Origin of the sequence: Streptomyces sp. NPDC001530, from assembly GCF_042894545.1 — a bacterium.
Taxonomy (GTDB): Bacteria; Actinomycetota; Actinomycetes; order Streptomycetales; family Streptomycetaceae; genus Streptomyces.
Map to the genome: position 1 here is coordinate 507,983 of NZ_JBIAVS010000001.1, position 18,799 is coordinate 526,781.

Here is an 18,799-nt window from a genome sequence, read left to right on the forward strand (position 1 = left end):
GCTGGTGGTGGCTACCGGACGAGCACGCGTTCGTCGGAGCGCGGCACGAGCCCGTTCCGGCCCAGCTGGTCGTCGATCCGGTCGCGGAGGAGCTGGGCGGCGTCGGGCTCGCCGTGCACCAGGTAGGTGGCGGAGGGCGGAGGGGCGCCGCCGTCGCGCAACCAGTCGATGATTTCGGCCGCGTCGGCATGGGCGGAGAACCCGGGGACGTTCACCACCTCGACTTGCACGGGACCCCGGCGGTGCGGCGAGAAGGTCCGACTTCCCCGGGTAACGAAGTCGACCTCACGGCCTGCCTTCCGCGCCCGGCGATCTCCGCCGCTCCACCACCTCCGCGGCAGCCGCGCCCGCTCACGCCACCACCTCCCCGGCAGCCGCGCCCCCGCTCACGCCACCGCCTCGCCCGCCGCAGCGATGTCCACCGCCTCCACGGCGTGCGTCGCGTCCCCCGGGCCCGGCTTGGTGAACTGCGTCCGGTACAGCTCCGCGTACCGCCCCTCGGCCGCCAGCAGTTCCCCGTGCGTCCCGCGCTCCACGATCCGCCCCGCCTCGACGACGAGGATCACGTCGGCGGCCCGCACCGTGGACAGCCGGTGTGCGATCACCACGGCGGTCCTGCCCTCCAGCGCCTCGGTCAGCGCCTCCTGGACGGCCGCCTCCGAGGTGTTGTCGAGGTGGGCGGTGGCCTCGTCGAGGATGACGACGCGCTGGCGGGCGAGCAGCAGCCGGGCGATGGTCATGCGCTGGCGCTCACCGCCGGAGAGCCGGTAGCCGCGCTCGCCGACCACGGTGTCGAGGCCGTCGGGCAGGGAACGTACGAGGTCTTCGAGACGGGCGCGGCGCAGTACGTCCCACAGCTCCTCCTCGGTCGCCGACGGGCGGGCCAGCAGCAGGTTCGCCCGTACCGAGTCGTGGAACAGGTGGCCGTCCTGAGTGACCATGCCGAGGGTCGCGCGCATCGACTCGGCGCTCAGGTCACGGACGTCGACGCCGCCGATCCGGACGACGCCCTCGTCGGTGTCGTACAGCCGCGGCAGCAGCTGCGCGATGGTCGACTTGCCGGCGCCGGAGGAGCCGACGAGGGCGACGGTCTGGCCGGGTTCGGCGCGGAAGGAGACGCCGTGCAGGACGTCGGCGCCGCCGCGGGTGTCCAGGGCGGCGACCTCTTCCAGCGAGGCGAGGGAGACCTTGTCGGCGGAGGGGTAGGCGAAGCGGACGCCGTCGAATTCCACGGACGCCGGCCCCTCGGGCACCTTGCGGGCGTCCGGCTTCTCCTCGATGAGCGGCTTCAGGTCGAGCACCTCGAAGACGCGCTCGAAGCTGACCAGGGCGCTCATGACCTCCACGCGCGCTCCGGCGAGCGAGGTGAGCGGCGCGTACAGGCGGGTCAGCAGCAGCGCCAGCGAGACGACGGCGCCCGGCTCCAGGGTGCCGCGCAGCGCGAACCAGCCGCCGAGCCCGTAGACGAGGGCGAGGGCCAGGGCGGAGACCAGCGTCAGGGCGGTGATGAACGCGGACTGCGCCATCGCCGTACGCACCCCGATGTCCCGCACGCGCCGGGCGCGCGCCGCGAACTCGACGGACTCGTCCTCGGGCCGCCCGAAGAGCTTCACCAAGGTGGCGCCGGGCGCGGAGAAGCGCTCGGTCATCCGGGTGCCCATCGCGGCGTTGAGGTCGGCCGCCTCCCGCTGGAGCTTGGCCATCCGGCTGCCCATCCGGCGCGCGGGAATCACGAACACCGGCAGCAGGGCGAGCGCGAGCAGAGTGATCTGCCAGGACAGGGTGAGCATGACGGCGAGGGTGAGCAGCAGCGTCACGAGGTTGCTGACGACTCCGGACAGGGTGTTGCTGAAGGCGCGCTGGGCGCCGATGACGTCGTTGTTGAGACGACTGACGAGCGCGCCCGTACGAGTACGTGTGAAGAACGCGACCGGCATGCGCTGCACATGATCGAACACAGCGGTCCGCAGATCGAGGATGAGTCCCTCGCCGAGCGTCGACGAAAGCCAGCGGCCGAGTATCCCGAGCGCCGCCTCGGCGAGCGCGATGACGGCGATGAGCACGGCAAGACGGATGACGGTGCTCTCGTCGCCACCGGACACGATGGCGTCCACGACGCGCCCCGCGAGCACCGGCGTCGCGACGGCGAGCAGCGCGGTCACCACGCTGAGCACGATGAACTGCGCGATACGGCGGCGGTGCGGGCGGGCGAAGGCGGCGATGCGGCGCAGCGTCGCGCGGGCGAAGGGTCGGCGCTCCTGCTGCGCGTTCATGACGCTGTGCAGCTGTGTCCAGGCTGTGGTCTCCATGCTCATGAGAGAGACGGTATGACCTCAAGCATTGTTGAGGTCAATGACTCCACGAAGAAGGCCACGCGTTACGGGAAGACGACTCCCCCTCCCGCACCTTGCCCGGCGTGTCAGCCGCCGTCTCCACGCCCGCAACCCCACGTTGGTGCGGTGTGGAAAACCTCTCCCGATGTGACCGCCGTACGACTCCCCCAGGGACTCCCCAGACGCTTCTCCCTCCGGCCTGCCGTCCGGCCGGTCCTGTGCCTGCTTCCGCTCGCCCTCGTCCTGGTGGTCGGGGTGCGCCACCGGTCCGTGCTCGTGGAGGGCTTCGGCCACCTGGAGTCGGCTGAGTGGCCCTGGCTCGCGGCCGCGGCCGCGGCGACCTGTCTGACCTGGGTCGCGGCGGCCTTCACCCGCCAGGGCGCGGTCGTGGAGCGGCTGCCCGCGCGTCGGCTGCTCGCCACGCAGTTCGCGGCGGGCGCGGCCAACCATCTGCTGCCGACGGGCCTGGGCGCCAGCGCGGTCAATCTGCGGTTCATGACGGTGTGCGGCGTGCCGCTCGCCCGCTCGTCGGCCGCGCTCGCGCTGTACCTGCTCGCGGAGTCGATCGCCCGGCTGGGGCTGCTGCTGGGTCTGCTGATCGCGTTCCCCGGGGCGCTGCGGATCGGCAGCCTCCTTCCGGACGGGGCGATCGGCCCGCTGCTGCTCGGCGTCGGTGTGGTGCTGTGCGCCGCCGCGGCGACTCTTCTTCTCGTACGACGGTTGCGCACGGCCGTGTTCTCCTTCCTGCGCACCGCGCTCGGCGAGGCGCGGTCGGTGCACTCCCGTCCGTCCCGGGCGCTCGCCCTGTGGGGCGGATCGCTCGCCTTCCCCCTCCTCCAGGCGGCCGGGCTGGCCGCAGTGGGGCAGGCATTGGGGCTGCCGGTGCCGCCCGCGCACATGGCGGTCGCGTATCTGGCGGCGACGGTCGCGGTCGCGCTGGTGCCGACGCCGGGCGGGATCGGTTCGGTGGAGGCCGCGCTGGTCGTCGCGCTCGTCGCGGCGGGCGGTCCGGTGGCCGTGGCGACGGCGGTGGTGCTGGCGTACCGGATCATCACGGTGTGGCTGCCGCTGCTGCCGGGGGCACTGACGCTCGGGGCGCTGGTCCGCTGGAAGGTGATCTGAGACCACCCACAGGTGGCCGCGACTGCTCGGACCTGCGGGTCGCGGTCATCGTGGCGCTGTACGACAACCCGTTCCCGGCGTGGGCCGTCCATGCCACCGGCAGCTGCGATACCGAGGGGTAACCTCGGCCCACACCGTCGCAGAAGGGACACCACGATGCCGGTCCGGATCGAACGTCAGGGGTACGTCACCACGGTCGTCCTCTCCCGCCCCGAGGCCCGCAACGCGGTCGACGGGCCAACGGCCGCCGAACTCGCCGACGCCTTCCGGGAGTTCGAGGCCGACGACGCGGCGCGGGTCGCTGTGCTCTGGGGCGAGGGCGGCACGTTCTGCGCGGGCGCGGACCTCAAGGCGATCGGCACCGAATGCGGCAACCAGGTCACCGAGGAGGGCGACGGGCCGATGGGCCCCACCCGGATGCGCCTGACCAAGCCGGTCATCGCGGCGGTCGCGGGACACGCGGTCGCCGGGGGCCTGGAACTGGCGCTCTGGTGCGATCTGCGGGTCGCCGAGGAGGACGCGGTCTTCGGTGTCTTCTGCGGCCGCTGGGGCGTGCCGCTCATCGACGGCGGCACGGTACGGCTCCCCCGGCTCATCGGCACCAGCCGTGCGATGGACATGATCCTCACCGGCCGCCCGGTCCCCGCCCCCGAGGCGTACGCGATGGGCCTCGCCAACCGCCTCGTCCCGTCCGGCCGTGCCCGCGCGGAGGCGGAGCGGCTCGCCGCCGACATCGCCGACTTCCCGCAGTCCTGCCTGCGCAGCGACCGCGCCTCCGTCCTCGACCAGGAGGGCCTGGTCGAGAAGACGGCGATGCGCACCGAACTCCGGTACGGCATGGGCGTGTTGGGCGAGAGCCTGGAAGGCGCCGCCCGCTTCGCCTCGGGCGCCGGGCGGCACGGTTCGTTCAGCGAGCGGTGACGCGGAGCGGTCCTCCTGCGGGATCGACGCGACCGACCCAGCGTCCGGTTGCCGGTTCGGGGCGACCCAGCGCAGGGGCGGGTCCACGAGCAGCGGAGCCGTCGGGGACCGGCGCGTCCCGGCCAGGTGATCCCGTACGCACCGCGCCGCCCGTAACCCGTCGCGTGACGTGAGGAACGCGCCGTCGACCGCGGGGCCGCGCGTGCCCGTGCCGAGGTCGAGGCCGCCTCGCCGGGCGAGTTCGTGGTCCGGCACGAAGTCGCCGGTGAAGACGACGGTGTCGCACCCGAGCGTCATGGTCCGGCCGTCGCGGTGGCGCAGGGCGACTCCGGTCAGCCGCCCCCGTCCCCGGAGTTCGGTGACCGTCGCGTTCGTGAGGCGCGGAATCCTTTTCCCCAGGCGGGAGTTGGCTGCCTTCAACCGGTCGCAGGCCGCACCCGGCCGTCAATGGCGGATCAGGCGGTCAGGGGCGGATCCGGCTGTCCAGGGACTCGGCCTCAATGGCGGGTCCGCGCAGGCCTGGTGACGGGCGGGCAGGTGAATGCGGCAGGATGAGCGGTCGCCCCGGACGACGAAGACCAGTCCGGACGTGATCGTGCATTCTCGGATTCGAGCAGGTGGCAAGTGACGACACAGCACATTCGGCCCACGGGCTTTCTCCCCCGTCAGATGGGAGGTCACCGGTGAAGCGCTCCCTCACCCTGGACGACTGGATGGTCGCCGGAATCGCCGTCGCCGCGGGCCTTCTGGCGGCGTTCCTGCTGCGCATGCTGCTGCGCTGGCTGGGCAAGCACGCGGACCGCACCCGCTGGAGCGGTGACGATGTCATCGTGGACGCCCTGCGGACCGTGGTGCCGTGGGCGGCGATCGTGGGCGGCGCGGCTACCGCAGGGGCGGCGCTGCCCCTCACGAAGACGGTCCAGCGCCACGTCAATCAGAGCCTGACCGTACTGCTCATCCTCGTCGTGACGGTGTCGGCGGCCCGGATGGTCGCCGGCCTGGTGCGGACGGTCACCCAGTCCCGATCCGGGGTCGCCGGATCTGCCACGATCTTCGTCAACATCACCCGAGTCGTGGTCCTGGCGATCGGCGGCCTGGTGGTGCTCCAGACGCTGGGCATCTCCATAGCCCCGCTGCTCACCGCCCTGGGCGTCGGTGGTCTCGCCGTCGCGCTCGCCCTCCAGGACACCCTCGCCAACCTCTTCGCAGGCATCCACATCCTTGCCTCGAAGACTGTCCAACCCGGCGACTACATCCGGCTGAGCAGTGGCGAGGAGGGCTACGTCGTCGACATCAACTGGCGCCAGACGACCATCCGTCAGCTCTCCAACAACCTGGTCATCATCCCCAACGGCCAGCTGGCGGGGACGAACATGACCAACTACAACCGCCCGGAGCAGGAGTTGACCATCCTGGTCCAGGTGGGCGTCGCCTATGACAGCGACCTGGAGCACGTCGAGCGGGTGACGACCGAGGTCATCGCGGAAGTGATGAACGACATCACCGGCGCCGTCCCGGACCACGAGCCCGCCATCCGCTTCCACACCTTCGGCGACTCCCGCATCGGCTTCACCGTGATCCTCGGCGTGGGCGAGTTCAGCGACCAGTACCGGATCAAGCACGAGTTCATCAAGCGCCTGCACAAGCGCTACCGGGAGGAGGGCATCCGGATTCCGGCGCCCGCGCGGACGGTGGCGCTGCAGCCGGGTGGCGCGGAACTCCTGGAGCCGGGCATCCCCCAGCAGCGCGAGGCCACGACACGGCCGTAGGGCACGACACGGCCGCAGAGCATGAGACGGCACCGGAGCCGAGCGGAGCGCGTCCGCCCGGCTCCGGTGCCGGGGCTCAGAGTGTCGCGGACGAGTCGGGGTAGTGGCCGGGCTCGCGGTGGCGGGGCGCGACCAGGCCCGGGGTCACCGGGGTGACTGTCCAGTCGGGATGGTTCGGCATGCGCGGCGTCTTCGTGCCGTACAGCCAGTCCTTCAGGAAGCCGGACTGGTCCTGGCCGGAGACCTCGGAGGCGACCGCGATGTAGTCCTCGGTGCTCGCCGCGGAGTTGCGGTGACGCTCCAGGAAGGTGCGCTCGATGAGGTGGAAGACGTCCTCGCCGACAACCTCCCGCAGGGCGTAGAGGACCAGGACGCCGCCGAGGTAGCGCTGGCTGTCGAAGAGGTTGGCGGCCTTCGGCGCGGCGACCGGCCCGGAGGACTGCCGCCACAGGTCGCCCTTGGCGTAGGTGTCCTTCATCCGGGCTTCCATGCTGGTGAGGCCGAGCGAGTCGGGCCAGCCGCGCTCGTAGCGGTAGAGCAGTCCGTAGAAGTCCGCATGGCCCTCGTTCAGCCACAGGTCGGCCCAGGTGGCGGGGCTGACGCTGTTGCCGAACCAGGAGTGGACCAGCTCGTGCATCATGTGCGAGCCGATCTTCTTCTCCTCCTGGAGCAGGAAGTTCGGCTTGTAGAGCGTGAGGGTCTGGGTCTCCAGGCCCGTGAAGTCGAAGGCGTTCGGGTCGTCGGAGTTGCACGGCAGCAGACCGTACGTCTCGAACGGGAAGGCGCCGAGCCGCTGCTCCACCCACTCCAGCAGCCCGGGCGTCAGGGCGAGCGCGGGTTCGAGGGCGGCGGCCCGTGCGGTCGGGACGACATCGCGCAGACCCAGGCCGCTGGGCCCCTGCCGGTCCTTGACCGTGTAGTCGCCGACCGTGATCTGCACCAGCTCGGTGGCTATCGGGGCGCGGGAACGATAGGTGTACGCGGTCCGGTCGCCGTCCAGGCTCTCCGTGCGGACCAGGGTGCCGCTCGCGACACCGCGCAGGCCGCTGGGCACGGTGATGCGGAAGCTGAAGGCCGCCTTGTCCGTGGGGTGGTCGTTGCACGGGAAGACGGTGTGCGCGGAGTTCGGCTGCGGGCACACCGCGAAGCCGTCGGGGGTGGGGACCCATGCGGTGTGCGCGAGGGCCTTGGCGGGGTCGGCGGTGTAGTCGACGCAGACCGTGACCCGGGCCCGCTCCGGCAGGGTCCGGTCGGGCGTGATGCGCAGCTTCTCCTCCACCTGCTCGAAGCCGGCCGCCTGGCCGCCGACGCGCACCGCCCGGATGTCCAGGCCGAGCGCGTCGAGCGAGAAGCGGGAGAGGTTCTGGGTCGCGCACAGTGTGAGGGTCGCGGTGGCGTCGACCAGGCGGGTCGTCGCGTCGTACGAGAAGGCGAGGTGGTAGGCGCTCACGCGGTAGCCGTCGTTGCCGAGGGCCGGGAAGACGGGGTCGCCGAGGGTCTCCGCGCCCGGGGTGGCCTCCGTCCGTAAGGCCCGGGGCCGCGCGGACGCCGAGGGGGCCGCGGTGAGCGCCGCGGCCGTGCCGATCAGGGCGGCCGCAGGGGCCGTCACTCTGCTGCGATATCTCATGGTTCGCTTTCGTTCGGGCGGCCGGGGCCGGCGGCCCCGCCGTCGGATCGGATGATCGATCTCCTTGCAGTACGCACGAGCGAGGGGCGAGGTTGCCTGCGGCGCGGCACTTCCTTGCCTCCTTCACTCGCCCCGCCCGGGGCGGACCCCTGTCGAGTCGGGGTCGTTCACGAGATATCTTGATGTCGAGCAATGTTGCAGACGTGGAGCGGAGCACCCGGTGACTGACTCGACCATCATTTACACGCACACTGACGAGGCCCCGGCCCTGGCGACGTATTCGTTCCTGCCGGTGGTCCAGGCGTACGCCTCGCAGGCGGGTGTCACTGTGGAGACCCGTGACATCTCGCTGGCCGGGCGCATCATCGCCCTCTTCCCCGAGTTCCTCTCGGAGGACCAGCGCATCGCGGACGCCCTCTCCGAGCTCGGTGAGCAGGCCAAGACGCCCGAGGCCAACATCATCAAGCTGCCGAACATCTCGGCGTCGATCCCGCAGCTGAAGGCCGCGATCGCCGAGTTGCAGGCGCAGGGCTACGCGCTTCCGGACTACCCGGACGACCCGAAGTCGGACGAGGAGCGCGACATCCGCGCCCGTTACGACAAGGTCAAGGGCAGCGCCGTGAACCCGGTGCTGCGCGAGGGCAACTCGGACCGCCGCGCCCCCGCGTCGGTCAAGAACTACGCCAAGACCCACCCGCACCGCATGGGCAAGTGGACGCCGGAGTCGAAGACGAACGTCGCCACCATGGGCGTCGACGACTTCCGCTCCACCGAGAAGTCCGCGGTGATCTCCGAGGCCGGCGCGCTGCGTATCGAGCTGGCGGGCGACGACGGCTCCACCACCGTGCTGCGTGAGTCCGTACCGGTCCTCGCGGGTGAGGTCGTGGACGCGGCCGTCATGCGCGTCGCGCCGCTGCGCGAGTTCCTCACGGCGCAGATCGCCCGCGCCAAGGCCGAGGGCGTGCTGTTCTCGGTTCACCTCAAGGCCACGATGATGAAGGTCTCCGACCCGATCATCTTCGGTCACGTGGTGCGCGCGTTCTTCCCGAAGACGTTCGCCGCGTACGGCGAGACGCTCGCCGCGGCGGGCCTGACCCCGAACGACGGTCTCGGCGGCATCCTCAAGGGCCTGGAGGGGCTGCCCGAGGGCGACGCGATCAAGGCGTCCTTCGACGCCGAGCTCGCCGAGGGCCCGGAGCTGGCGATGGTCGACTCCGACAAGGGCATCACCAACCTGCACGTCCCGTCCGACGTCATCGTCGACGCCTCCATGCCGGCCATGATCCGCACCTCCGGCCACATGTGGGGCGCGGACGGCCAGGAGCACGACACCCTCGCGGTCCTGCCGGACAGCAGCTACTCCGGCGTCTACCAGGTCGTCATCGACGACTGCCGCGCCAACGGCGCCTTCGACCCGGCGACGATGGGCTCGGTCCCGAACGTCGGCCTGATGGCGCAGAAGGCCGAGGAGTACGGCAGCCACGACAAGACCTTCGAGATCCCGACCACCGGTACGGTCCGTCTGGTCGACCAGGCCGGCAATGTCGTCCTGGAGCAGACCGTCTCCGCCGGCGACATCTTCCGCGCCTGCCAGGCCAAGGACGCGCCGATCCGCGACTGGGTCAAGCTCGCCGTCACCCGCGCTCGCGCCACCGGCGACCCGGCCGTGTTCTGGCTGGACGAGAACCGCGCCCACGACGCCGTCCTCATCGAGAAGGTCAAGCAGTACCTGCCGGAGCACGACACCGAGGGCCTGGACATCCGCATCCTGTCCCCGCAGGAGGCCACCAAGCTCTCCGTGGAGCGCATCCGCCGCGGCGAGAACACCATCTCCGTCACCGGCAACGTGCTGCGCGACTACCTCACCGACCTGTTCCCGATCCTGGAGCTGGGCACCAGCGCCAAGATGCTCTCCGTCGTCCCGCTGATGGCGGGCGGCGGCCTGTTCGAGACGGGTGCCGGCGGCTCCGCGCCCAAGCACGTGCAGCAGCTGGTCAAGGAGAACTACCTGCGGTGGGACAGCCTGGGCGAGTTCTTCGCCCTCGCGGCCAGCTTCGAGCACCTCGCGACGACCACGGGCAACGCGCGCGCCCAGGTCCTCGCCGACACCCTCGACCGCGCCACGGCGACCTTCCTCAACGAGGACAAGTCCCCGACCCGTCGCGTCGGCGGCATCGACAACCGCGGCAGCCACTTCTACCTGTCCCTGTACTGGGCGCAGGAGCTGGCGGGGCAGAGCGACGACGCCGACCTCGCCAAGGCGTTCGCCCCGCTCGCCGAGACGCTCTCCGCGCAGGAGCAGACGATCGTGGACGAGCTGCTCGCGGTCCAGGGCTCCCCGGCCGACATCGGCGGCTACTACCAGCCCGACGCGGCCAAGGCCGCGGCGGTCATGCGCCCGTCGACGACCTGGAACGAGGCGCTGGCGACCCTCGCCTGACACACGCACCACCCCGCGGACCCAGGTCCGTGACTGTGCCCGCCCCGGCCGGATCCTCCGGCCGGGGCGGTTGCGTGTGACGGGCGCTCGCTCTGTCCGTTGTGACGGGCGATCGGCCCGTCCGTTGTGACAGGCGATCGGCTCTGTTCGATGCCGAGCGATTTCCTCCACGCAATTGCGTTGGCCAAATGTCTCCAACCAAGTCAACGGCATGACAGGGAAGTTGAGGATCCGGCACACTTGCGTGGAGCAATACGTCACCACATCCAGTGTGGGGAGGGGCGATGGCCACAGCCGGTGGACCGACCGTACGGCGCCGCCAGCTCGGATCCGAGCTGCGACGGCTGCGTGAGCACGCGGGCAAGAAGATCGAGGACGTGGCGGCCCATCTGGAGTGCTCGATGTCCAAGATCAGCCGGGTGGAGACCGGCCAGGCCCCCATCAAGGCACGCGATGTACGGGACCTGCTGCAGTGGTACGGCGTCACGGACCCGGCCCAGACCGAGACGGTCATGCAGATCCACAAGGACGCCCAGCAGCAGGGCTGGTGGGCCCACTACGGAGAGGTGCTGCCCTCGGGCATGGCCACCTACGCGGGCCTGGAGTCCGACGCGCGTGCCCTGCGCTCGTACGAACCGACCTTCGTGCACGGCCTGTTGCAGACCGAGGACTACGCCCGTGCAGTGATCGCCGCGGCCCGCCCCAACGAGCCCGACGAGGTGGATCAGTTGGTGCGCTTCCGCAAGGAGCGCCAGGCCCTGCTGACCCGGGAGCCCGAGCCGCTGGAGCTGTGGGTGGTGCTCGAGGAGAGTGCGCTGCGCCGCCCGGTCGGCGGCAAGGACGTCATGGCGGCCCAGCTCGCGTATCTGGCCGAGGCGACGACGATGCCGAACGTGACGATCCAGGTGATGCCGACGGCGAAGGGGGCTCACGCGGCGCTGGCCGGGATGTTCTCCCTCCTGGAGTTCGAACCCCGCACCCCCACCGTCGTCTACGTCAACTCCATCGCAGGCAACGTGTACTTGGAGAAGGAACGCGACGTCCGCACCTTCATCCAGACCTTCGACCTGGTGCGCGCCGCGGCTCCCGACCCGCAGGAGACACCCGCCACCCTGGAGAAAATCGCAAGGGAGTTGTACAGCACATGAGCAGGCACGACGGGCGGACCGCCCGGCAGGTCGATCTGAGGGGCGCCGAGTGGCGCAAGAGCCGCCGCAGTTCCGGCAACGGAGCGTGCGTCGAGGTCGCCTTCGCCGAGGGCGTCGTCGCCGTACGGGATTCGAAGGACACCGGCGGTCCGGCCCTCGTCTTCTCGCCCGCCGAGTGGACCGCGTTCCTGGGCGGGGCGCACGACGGCCGGTACGGCCGCCCCTGACCATCCGTCACCAAAGGACCGTCGGCGGGCCGGGGCGGTGAACGATCGACCGGAACAGTTGCCGCACGTACGAATGGAGTACGACGCGCGGCCGGCCCCTCGGCGCGTCGGGCTGCCCGTGTACGACGTTCACCACCCCGCGCCCGTCGCGTCCGGCGCCTTCTACGCCGCGGAGACCTTCTGGACCGCGGCGGGTGTCGCCGTCGCCGTCCTCATGGGGTGCGGCGCGATCTGGGCCGCGCTGCGCGCCTCGCATCCCCGGCGGCGCCTCACCTACACGACGTGCCATGACCCGTTGGTCAACCAGCTCATCGGGGGGCGGCTGGAGATCCGGCGGAACGGCACCCTGCTCACCGATCCGCACCTGGTGCGGCTGGTGCTCACCAACCCCGGCCGGCGCGACATCCCGAGCAGTGCGTTCGACCGGGGACAGCCCTTCCGCGTCGACCTCGCCGTGCCCTACCTGGAGATGATCGGCACGGAGTCGGAGCCGAGCGCGGCGCAACCCCCGCCGGTCTCGGTGCACGGCTCGGAGCTGAGCATCGGCCCGGGCCGGATCGGCTGCGGCACGACGATCACGTATCTACTCCTTGTCGACACCGTCCCGTCGTACCACTGCCGCCACTCGCTCCTCGATGTCAGGGTCGAGCAGTTACCCCCGCCGCCACCGCGCCGCCTCCCGCGACAGGTGCCGCTCGTCAGGCCGTAAGGCCGAGGGGTGACGGGGTCTGCCCACCTGGGTGATCAGCGGTGGCGAGCCGGAACACCCCCTCATAGCTTCGGCCTATGACCAAACGACAGATGGCCTACCTCGCCTGCACCGCGGCTGTCGTGGCCTCGGGGATCGGTGCCGCCCCGTCGGCCGACAACCTGACGGTGCACCGGGTGAGAGCGGGCGAATCGATCCAGAAGGCTGTGAACACCGCGAAACCGGGGGACACGATCGTCCTCGCCCCCGGTACCTACCATGAGAGCGTCCGTATCACCGTGTCGGACCTGACGCTGCGGGGCTCCGACGCCCGGTCCACCGTCATCGTGCCCGGCGCGGGCTCCGGCGACAGCACGTGCGCCAAGGCCGGCAACGGCATCTGCGTGACCGGCACGGACAGCAGCCCCGTCGCGCGCGTCACCGTACGCTCACTGACCCTCAGAGGCTTTGCCAAGCACGGCCTGTGGGCGTCGGGGACCGACCGGCTGACGGTCCGGGACGTGACCTCCGAGAAGAATGGCCAGTGGGGCATCGCCCAGGAGAGGTCCGTCCGCGGGGTGTTCCGCGACAACACGGTCCAGGCCAACGGCGACGCCGGCCTGTTCCTGTCCAACACGGTCGATACCGAGGAAGGGGCCCGGGACACCAAGGGGGCGGTGGTCAGTCACAACCGTCTGCTCGACAACCGGGTCGGCGTCACGGTGCGGCGGCTGCGGAACCTGACCGTCGATCACAACGAAGCGACCGGCAACTGCACCGCCGTGTTCGTCGTGGGTGACGAGTCCAAGCCGCGCGCAGGGGCGCTGAGCGTGCGCCACAACTACATCCACGCCAACAACAAATACTGTCCGAAGACCCCTCGGCTGCCCTACCTCCAGGGCTCGGGGATCGTCCTCACCGGTACCGAGGACACGCTGGTGACGAACAACATGGTCGAGGACAACGTGGGCCAATCCCCGCTGTCGGGCGGCATCGTGCTGTTCAAGAGCTTCGTGGGTGCCCTCAACCAGCGCAATGAGATCCGCGACAACGTGGTGATGCGCAACAGCACGGCCGATCTGGCCAACCGGGACACCAGCAAGAGCAACACCTTCCACGGCAACACGTGCGCGGTCTCCGAGCCCGCCGGAATGTGCTGACCGGTCCGCTCCCCACCCCCCACACAGCACGACAGCAGAAGCGAGGCAATCGATGACGACCGTTGATCAGGCTCCCCCGCCGTCCATGCGGCTGAGGGAGCTCGCTTTCGGGGCGGCGTGCGCCGCCGCCGTACGCGCCGCCGCCCGCCTGGGTGTGGCCGACGCTCTCGAAGACACGCCCATGAGCGTGGAGGACCTGGCGGCGGCGGTGAAGACCCAGCCGAAGACCCTGCGGCGGCTGCTGCGCGCGCTGTCCTGCCAAGGGGTCTTCGTGGAGCACCCCGACGGTACCTTCGCGCACACGGAGATGTCCCGGCTGCTGCGCGAGGACGATCCGCACAGCCTGCGGTACATCGCACTGTGGTGCACCGAGCCCTGGACGTGGAGCGTCTGGCCGAAGCTCGACGAGGCGGTGCGCTCCGGCCGGAACGTCTTCGAGGACGTGTACGGCAGGGAGTTCTTCGAGTACCTCAACGAAGAGGCCCCCGAGTCGGCGTACGTGTTCAACCGGGCCATGACGACGTCCAGCGAGCAGTCGGCGCGGGACGTCGCCCAGCTTCTCGATCTGCGGGAGGTGTCCTCCGTCGCGGACATCGGCGGCGGACAGGGACAGGTCGTGGCCAGTCTGCTGGAGAAGCACCCCACGATGCACGGCACGCTGCTCGACCTGCCGGGTGTGGTCGAGAACGCCGATCCGCGCCTGCGGGACGGAGGTTCGCTTGCCGACCGGGTACGGATCGTGGCCGCGGACTGCCGCGAGGACATCCCGGTCCAGGCGGATGTGTACATCATCAAGAACATCCTGGAGTGGGACGACGAAAGCACCCGCAGGGCGCTGGCGAACGTCCGCAAGGCGGCGCGACCTGGTGCCCGCGTCGTCGTCATCGAGAACCTCGTGGACGACACGCCGTCGATGAAGTTCACGACGGCCATGGACCTGCTGCTGCTCCTCAATGTCGGCGGCGCGAAGCACACGCAGCAGAGCATGGTCGATCGGCTGACAGCCGCGGGCCTGGTCATCGGCGAGATCCGCCCGGTCAACGCGTATCTGCACGCCTTCGAGTGCACCATCCCCGGCTGACCCTCTCCGGGCCGGCCTCTCCCACCGGCCCGGAGAAAACGACCCGCAGAAAACCCGAGGCCGCCGGTTCCGCGTCGTTCGCGGAGCCGGCGGCCTCGGGTTTTTCTCCCGGCTCGCTCAGGAGGCCGCGTCCCGTTCCCAGCGGTAGAAGCAGTGCGCCATGGCGTCCTTGGGGCTGCGCCAGGTCTGCGGGTCGTACGCGCTGACGTACGCCGACAGCTGCTCGCTGATGCTCCGGAACTCGGGATGCCCGGCCACCTTCGCGATGGCGGGCGCGGGGTCCTGGTCGGATTCGATGAGGTGCAGGTACACGTCGCCGAACTGGAAGAGGCTGCGCCGGTTGACGCCGATCAGGTGCGGGAGTTCGCCGCGGTCGGAGGCGGCGAACACATCGGCGATCGCGGGCGCCGAATCGGGCGCCATACGCGCGACGATCAGGGCGTGGTGCATCGGGTGTCCTTCCTGGGCCGACGATCAGCCGGGCATGACGGGCGCGTTGCGGCGGTCCCGGGCGACCTGCTCGATCCTGTCCCGGATGAGGGCCATCTGGACGCGCGAGTTGCGGTTGATGTTGTCCGTCATCCAGGCGTCGTCGACCGGGGCGTCGGGCTTCATCGCGAAGTCCTGCACCCAGTGCATGTGGGTGCCCTCCGAGGTCTCCTTGTACTCCCACCGGATGTTCATGTGCGCGAAGGGTCCCGTCTCGACGCGGCGGGCCATGACGGTCCGCTTGGCGCGGTCCATGGTCCGTTCCGAGACCCAGCTCCACACCTTGCCGTTCTCGTCGGGGTGCATGGTCAGGCGGAAGGTCGTCGTGTCGCCGTCACGGGAGAGCACCTCCAGCGAGGCGTACTCGCTGAAGAGCTGAGGCCAGTTCTCGATGTCGTTGGTCATGTCCCAGACGAGGTCGAGAGGGGCGTCGATGGTGATGCTGTTCTCGGTGTGTCCTGCCACTTCAGACTCCGGTCTTGAGGGTGGTGTTGACGAGGTCGAGGAACTCACGGGGCGTCTTGCAGCGCTCCGCGTCGACGGGCAGCGGCCGGCTGTACCGGTTCTCCAGCTCGCCGACGATGCCGAGCAGGCCGAGCGAGTCGAGGCCGAGGGTGCCGAACGGGGAGTCCGACGAGTGCTCGAGATCCTTGGGGTCGACGGTGACACCGGCCGCCTGCTTCATCAGCGTGGCCAGTTCTCCGACAGTGACTTCGATGATCATGTGTCTTCTCCTTCCCGCCCGGTCCTACCGGGCGGAGTCGCCGCCGCGGCGCACTACGAGCGCCGCGTTGGAGCCCATGAGTCCCCTGCTGAGGATCAGGGCCGTGTGCAGCTCGGCGGGGCGAGCGCGAGACATCACCAGGTCGAGGTCGTGGCAGATGTCGAACACGTAGGGAGTGGGGGGTACTTGGCCGTGTTCCATGGCGAGCACCGCGGCCGCGGTGTCCAGCACGGGTGCCGCGCAGTAGCTCCGCCCGGTTCCGGTCTTGGGTGCGGTGACGGGTACGCGGGTGCCGTGCGCCCCCAGGGCGTCGGCGATGGCCAGGGCTTCGGCGCGGTCCGCCTCCGGTACGCCGAGGGCGTCGGCGAACACGACGTCGATCTCCTCCGGGGCGCAGCCGGCCTCGTCGAGGGCGCCACGGATCGCGTGGGCGAGTCCCTCTCTGGAGCGCTCCCAGCGGGAGGCGCCGGTGAAGGTGGCGGCATGACCGGCCACGGTGGCCCGGATGGGTGTGCCGCGCTCACGGGCACGGGACTCGTCCTCGACGACGAGTATGGCGCCGCCCTCCGCGGGCGCGAAGCCACAGGCTCCCGTGGTGAAGGGGCGGTAGGCGCGAGCGGGGTCCTCGACGGTGCTGAGCTCGGGGTAGCCGAGCTGGCAGACCATCGAGTACGGGGCGAGGGGCGCCTCCGCGGCGCCGACGACCACCGCGCCGGTGCCGCGCCGCACCACCCGGGCGGCGTGCGCGATGGCGTCCAGGCCACCCGCCTCGTCGCTCGCGACCACTCCGCAGGGCCCCTTGAAGCCGCTCCGGATGGAGATCTGGCCGGTGCTGGCGGCGTAGAACCAGGCGATGGACTGGTACGGGCCGACGAACCGGGATCCCTGTCCCCACAGCTTCTGCAGTTCTCGCTGTCCGAACTCACCGCCTCCGGACCCCGCGGCGGTGACCACGCCGATGTCGTACGGCTCAGCGGGGTCAACGCTGCCGAGCCCGGCGTCGTCGAGGGCGAGGGCGGCCGCGGCCATGGCGAAGTGGCTGAAGCGGTCGGTCTGGACGAGGAAGCGCTCCTCGATGAGGGCCGCGGCGTCGAAGGTCCGGACCTCGCCCGCGATGCGGAGCGGCAGGTGCTCGCATCCCTCGCGGGTGATCCGGTCCAGAACGCCGAGACCTTCCCTGACGGACTTCCAGTACGCGTCGGCGCGCACACCGTTGGGCGCGATCACACCGATCCCGGTGACGGCCGCGCGCCGGGGGCGCTGAGTGCTCATCATGTCCTCCCATCCGGCCCGGTCAGGAGCACCGCGGACTGGAAACCGCCGAATCCGCTGCCGACGGAGAGCACGTTCTTCAGCTTCCGCGGGCGTGCGGTGCGCGGCACGTAGTCCAGGTCGCACTCGGGGTCGGGAGTTTCGTAGTTCGCCGTGGGCGGCACCACTTGGTGCTTCAGGGCGAGGACGCAGGCGACGACCTCTATCGCTCCGATCGCGCCCAGCGAGTGCCCCACCATGGATTTGATGGAGCTCATGGGTATGTCGTAGGCGTGAGCGCCCAGGGACCGCTTGACCGCGGCGGTCTCGTGCCGATCGTTCTGGCGGGTGCCCGAGCCGTGCGCGTTGACGTAGTCGATCGACGAGGGGTCGATGCGGGCCTGGTCGAGCGTGGTGTCGATCGCCCGGGCCATCTCCAGCCCCTCACTGGTCAGACCGGTCATGTGGTAGGCGTTGCCGTAGGTGGCGTAGCCGCTGATCTCGCAGTACACGTGCGCGCCGCGGGCACGGGCGTGCTCGTACTCCTCCAGGACCAGCACCGCTCCGCCCTCGCCCATCACGAAGCCGTTGCGGTGGGCGTCGAAGGGCCGGGAGGCGTGCTCGGGGTCGTCGTTGTTGGGTGAGGTCGCCTTGATCGCGTCGAAGCAGGCCATGGTGATCGGGGATATCGGCGAGTCCGACGCCCCCGCGATGCAGACGTCGGCCCGGCCTTCCTCGATGGTGTGGAAGGCGTAGCCGACCGCGTCGAGTCCGGATGTGCAGCCGGTGGAGACGGTCTGCACCGGGCCCTGGGCACCGAACCGCTCGGCGACGAGCGAGGCGAGCGTGCTGGGCGAGAACGCCATGTGCAGCTTCGGCTCGGCCGCGCGGTGGTCCACGTCCCACCGCCGGCCTCCCTCGCTGACCAGGACGTAGTCGTGTTCCAGGCGGGTGGTGCCGCCGACGGCGCTGCCCAGGGAGACTCCGACACGCCAGGGGTTCTCCCTGCCGGTGTCGAGTCCTGAGTCGCGTACGGCTTCGGAGGCGGCAACCGCGGCGAACTGTATGTACCGGTCGGCGTGGTCGCGCAGCTCCCCGTCCAGGCCGTGCGCGAGCGGGTCGAAGTCGCATTCGGCGGCTATGCGCGAGCGCAGGCCCGCCGGATCGAACAGCGTGATGCCGCGGGTCGCGGTACGACCGTTGGAGAGCAGGTCCCAGAACGCCGTCGCCCCGGTGCCTCCCGGAGCGACCACACCGATACCGGTGACGGCCACCCGCCGGGTCACTTTATGGCCCCACTTCGCTCGGACGGCTGTCCGTGGTCCGGAGGGGACAGGTCGGGCCCGGCGGTGGCGAACTCGCGGGTGGGCACGGTGTCGTCGGTCACCTCCGTGTCGACGTGGCCGAGGCTCGGACGCGGGGCGAGCGGGCCCAGGTGGAAGACCATGCGGGCTTCCGTGTCGCCGACGTTGCGGAAGCGGTGCCGCATGTTGATCGGGATCAAGAGGCCCTGATCGGGCTTCAGCGCGTGCGTGTCGCCGTCCAGGTCCACCTCTAGCGCGCCGGCGACGACGTACACGAACTCCTCGGAGTACGGGTGGTAGTGCTCGCCGATCCGCTCGCCGGGCTGGACGATGGCCAGGCCCATGAAGCCGCTGGTGGAACCGCACGTGGCGGGAGTGAGCATGGCCCGCAGGTCACCTCCGCGCCTGCGGTTGGGTTCCGTCTCGCTCAGGTCCACGATGCGTGGATGCTGCTTGATCATGGTTGATACCTCCGGGTGTGGCAGTGACGTCCGGGTGGAACGGCCGCGGACACG

The 18,799-nt window shown here is 70.4% G+C and carries 18 protein-coding genes; 9 read left to right on the forward strand and 9 right to left on the reverse strand.

Annotated elements, in window-relative coordinates; translation table 11 throughout:
- Positions 1-11: 11 nt before the first annotated feature.
- Positions 12-230 carry an MBL fold metallo-hydrolase RNA specificity domain-containing protein gene (locus tag ACFY0T_RS02275; protein ID WP_388863955.1) on the reverse strand — a complete coding sequence of 73 codons (219 nt, stop codon included), beginning with the start codon at positions 228-230 and terminating at the stop codon, positions 12-14.
- A gap of 156 nt (positions 231-386) precedes the next feature.
- A complete protein-coding gene (locus tag ACFY0T_RS02280) occupies positions 387-2,309 on the reverse strand; it encodes an ABC transporter ATP-binding protein (RefSeq protein WP_388864212.1) in 1,923 nt (640 codons plus the stop codon).
- Positions 2,310-2,480: 171 nt separating this feature from the next.
- On the opposite strand from ACFY0T_RS02280, the gene ACFY0T_RS02285 reads away from it, so the two are divergent.
- The 3 genes from ACFY0T_RS02285 (at position 2,481) to ACFY0T_RS02295 (ending at position 6,145) form a co-directional block, all read left to right on the forward strand.
- Positions 2,481-3,455, forward strand: a complete 975-nt coding sequence (locus ACFY0T_RS02285) for a YbhN family protein (protein ID WP_388864214.1) — start codon at positions 2,481-2,483, stop codon at positions 3,453-3,455.
- A 156-nt stretch (positions 3,456-3,611) separates the two neighbouring features.
- Positions 3,612-4,376 carry a crotonase/enoyl-CoA hydratase family protein gene (locus tag ACFY0T_RS02290; protein ID WP_388863957.1) on the forward strand — a complete coding sequence of 255 codons (765 nt, stop codon included), beginning with the start codon at positions 3,612-3,614 and terminating at the stop codon, positions 4,374-4,376.
- Between the two features lie 683 nt (positions 4,377-5,059).
- Positions 5,060-6,145 (forward strand): mechanosensitive ion channel family protein, encoded by a 1,086-nt coding sequence (locus tag ACFY0T_RS02295; protein WP_388863959.1) that lies wholly within the window; start codon positions 5,060-5,062, stop codon positions 6,143-6,145.
- A 76-nt stretch (positions 6,146-6,221) separates the two neighbouring features.
- Here ACFY0T_RS02295 and ACFY0T_RS02300 read toward each other — a convergent pair whose 3' ends face one another.
- Positions 6,222-7,772: a M1 family metallopeptidase gene (locus tag ACFY0T_RS02300; RefSeq protein WP_388863961.1), complete on the reverse strand. Its 1,551-nt coding sequence runs from the start codon at positions 7,770-7,772 to the stop codon at positions 6,222-6,224.
- A gap of 220 nt (positions 7,773-7,992) precedes the next feature.
- Here ACFY0T_RS02300 and ACFY0T_RS02305 point away from each other — a divergent pair, with 220 nt between their 5' ends.
- The 6 genes from ACFY0T_RS02305 to ACFY0T_RS02330 all read left to right on the forward strand — a co-directional run bounded on the left by ACFY0T_RS02305 (position 7,993) and on the right by ACFY0T_RS02330 (position 14,516).
- Positions 7,993-10,212: an NADP-dependent isocitrate dehydrogenase gene (locus ACFY0T_RS02305; RefSeq protein ID WP_388863963.1), complete on the forward strand. Its 2,220-nt coding sequence runs from the start codon at positions 7,993-7,995 to the stop codon at positions 10,210-10,212.
- A 284-nt stretch (positions 10,213-10,496) separates the two neighbouring features.
- Positions 10,497-11,360 carry a helix-turn-helix domain-containing protein gene (locus tag ACFY0T_RS02310; protein WP_388863965.1) on the forward strand — a complete coding sequence of 288 codons (864 nt, stop codon included), beginning with the start codon at positions 10,497-10,499 and terminating at the stop codon, positions 11,358-11,360.
- Positions 11,357-11,587: a DUF397 domain-containing protein gene (locus tag ACFY0T_RS02315; RefSeq protein WP_388863967.1), complete on the forward strand. Its 231-nt coding sequence runs from the start codon at positions 11,357-11,359 to the stop codon at positions 11,585-11,587. Before ACFY0T_RS02310 ends, ACFY0T_RS02315 begins: the two co-directional genes overlap by 4 nt.
- 37 nt (positions 11,588-11,624) lie before the next feature.
- Complete coding sequence (locus ACFY0T_RS02320; protein WP_388863969.1) at positions 11,625-12,296, forward strand: hypothetical protein; 672 nt, start codon at positions 11,625-11,627, stop codon at positions 12,294-12,296.
- 77 nt (positions 12,297-12,373) lie between these two features.
- Positions 12,374-13,435 (forward strand): nitrous oxide reductase family maturation protein NosD, encoded by a 1,062-nt coding sequence (locus ACFY0T_RS02325; protein WP_388863970.1) that lies wholly within the window; start codon positions 12,374-12,376, stop codon positions 13,433-13,435.
- Positions 13,436-13,487: 52 nt separating this feature from the next.
- A complete protein-coding gene (locus ACFY0T_RS02330; RefSeq protein WP_388863972.1) occupies positions 13,488-14,516 on the forward strand; it encodes a methyltransferase in 1,029 nt (342 codons plus the stop codon).
- 117 nt (positions 14,517-14,633) lie between these two features.
- On the opposite strand, the gene ACFY0T_RS02335 is transcribed toward ACFY0T_RS02330, so the two are convergent.
- The 6 genes from ACFY0T_RS02335 to ACFY0T_RS02360 are packed head-to-tail and all read right to left on the reverse strand — an operon-like array spanning position 14,634 to position 18,745.
- Positions 14,634-14,966 carry a TcmI family type II polyketide cyclase gene (locus tag ACFY0T_RS02335; RefSeq protein ID WP_388863974.1) on the reverse strand — a complete coding sequence of 111 codons (333 nt, stop codon included), beginning with the start codon at positions 14,964-14,966 and terminating at the stop codon, positions 14,634-14,636.
- A gap of 24 nt (positions 14,967-14,990) precedes the next feature.
- Positions 14,991-15,470 (reverse strand): SRPBCC family protein, encoded by a 480-nt coding sequence (locus ACFY0T_RS02340; RefSeq protein WP_388863976.1) that lies wholly within the window; start codon positions 15,468-15,470, stop codon positions 14,991-14,993.
- 1 nt (position 15,471) lies between these two features.
- Positions 15,472-15,729 (reverse strand): phosphopantetheine-binding protein, encoded by a 258-nt coding sequence (locus ACFY0T_RS02345; protein WP_388863978.1) that lies wholly within the window; start codon positions 15,727-15,729, stop codon positions 15,472-15,474.
- A 24-nt stretch (positions 15,730-15,753) separates the two neighbouring features.
- Positions 15,754-17,001, reverse strand: a complete 1,248-nt coding sequence (locus ACFY0T_RS02350; protein ID WP_388864216.1) for a ketosynthase chain-length factor — start codon at positions 16,999-17,001, stop codon at positions 15,754-15,756.
- Positions 17,001-18,266 (reverse strand): beta-ketoacyl-[acyl-carrier-protein] synthase family protein, encoded by a 1,266-nt coding sequence (locus tag ACFY0T_RS02355; protein ID WP_388863980.1) that lies wholly within the window; start codon positions 18,264-18,266, stop codon positions 17,001-17,003. Before ACFY0T_RS02355 ends, ACFY0T_RS02350 begins: the two co-directional genes overlap by 1 nt.
- Entirely contained in the window at positions 18,263-18,745 is a 483-nt protein-coding gene (locus ACFY0T_RS02360; RefSeq protein ID WP_388863982.1) for a cupin domain-containing protein, read from the reverse strand. The genes ACFY0T_RS02355 and ACFY0T_RS02360 overlap by 4 nt, the downstream gene beginning before the upstream one ends.
- Positions 18,746-18,799 lie beyond the last annotated feature (54 nt).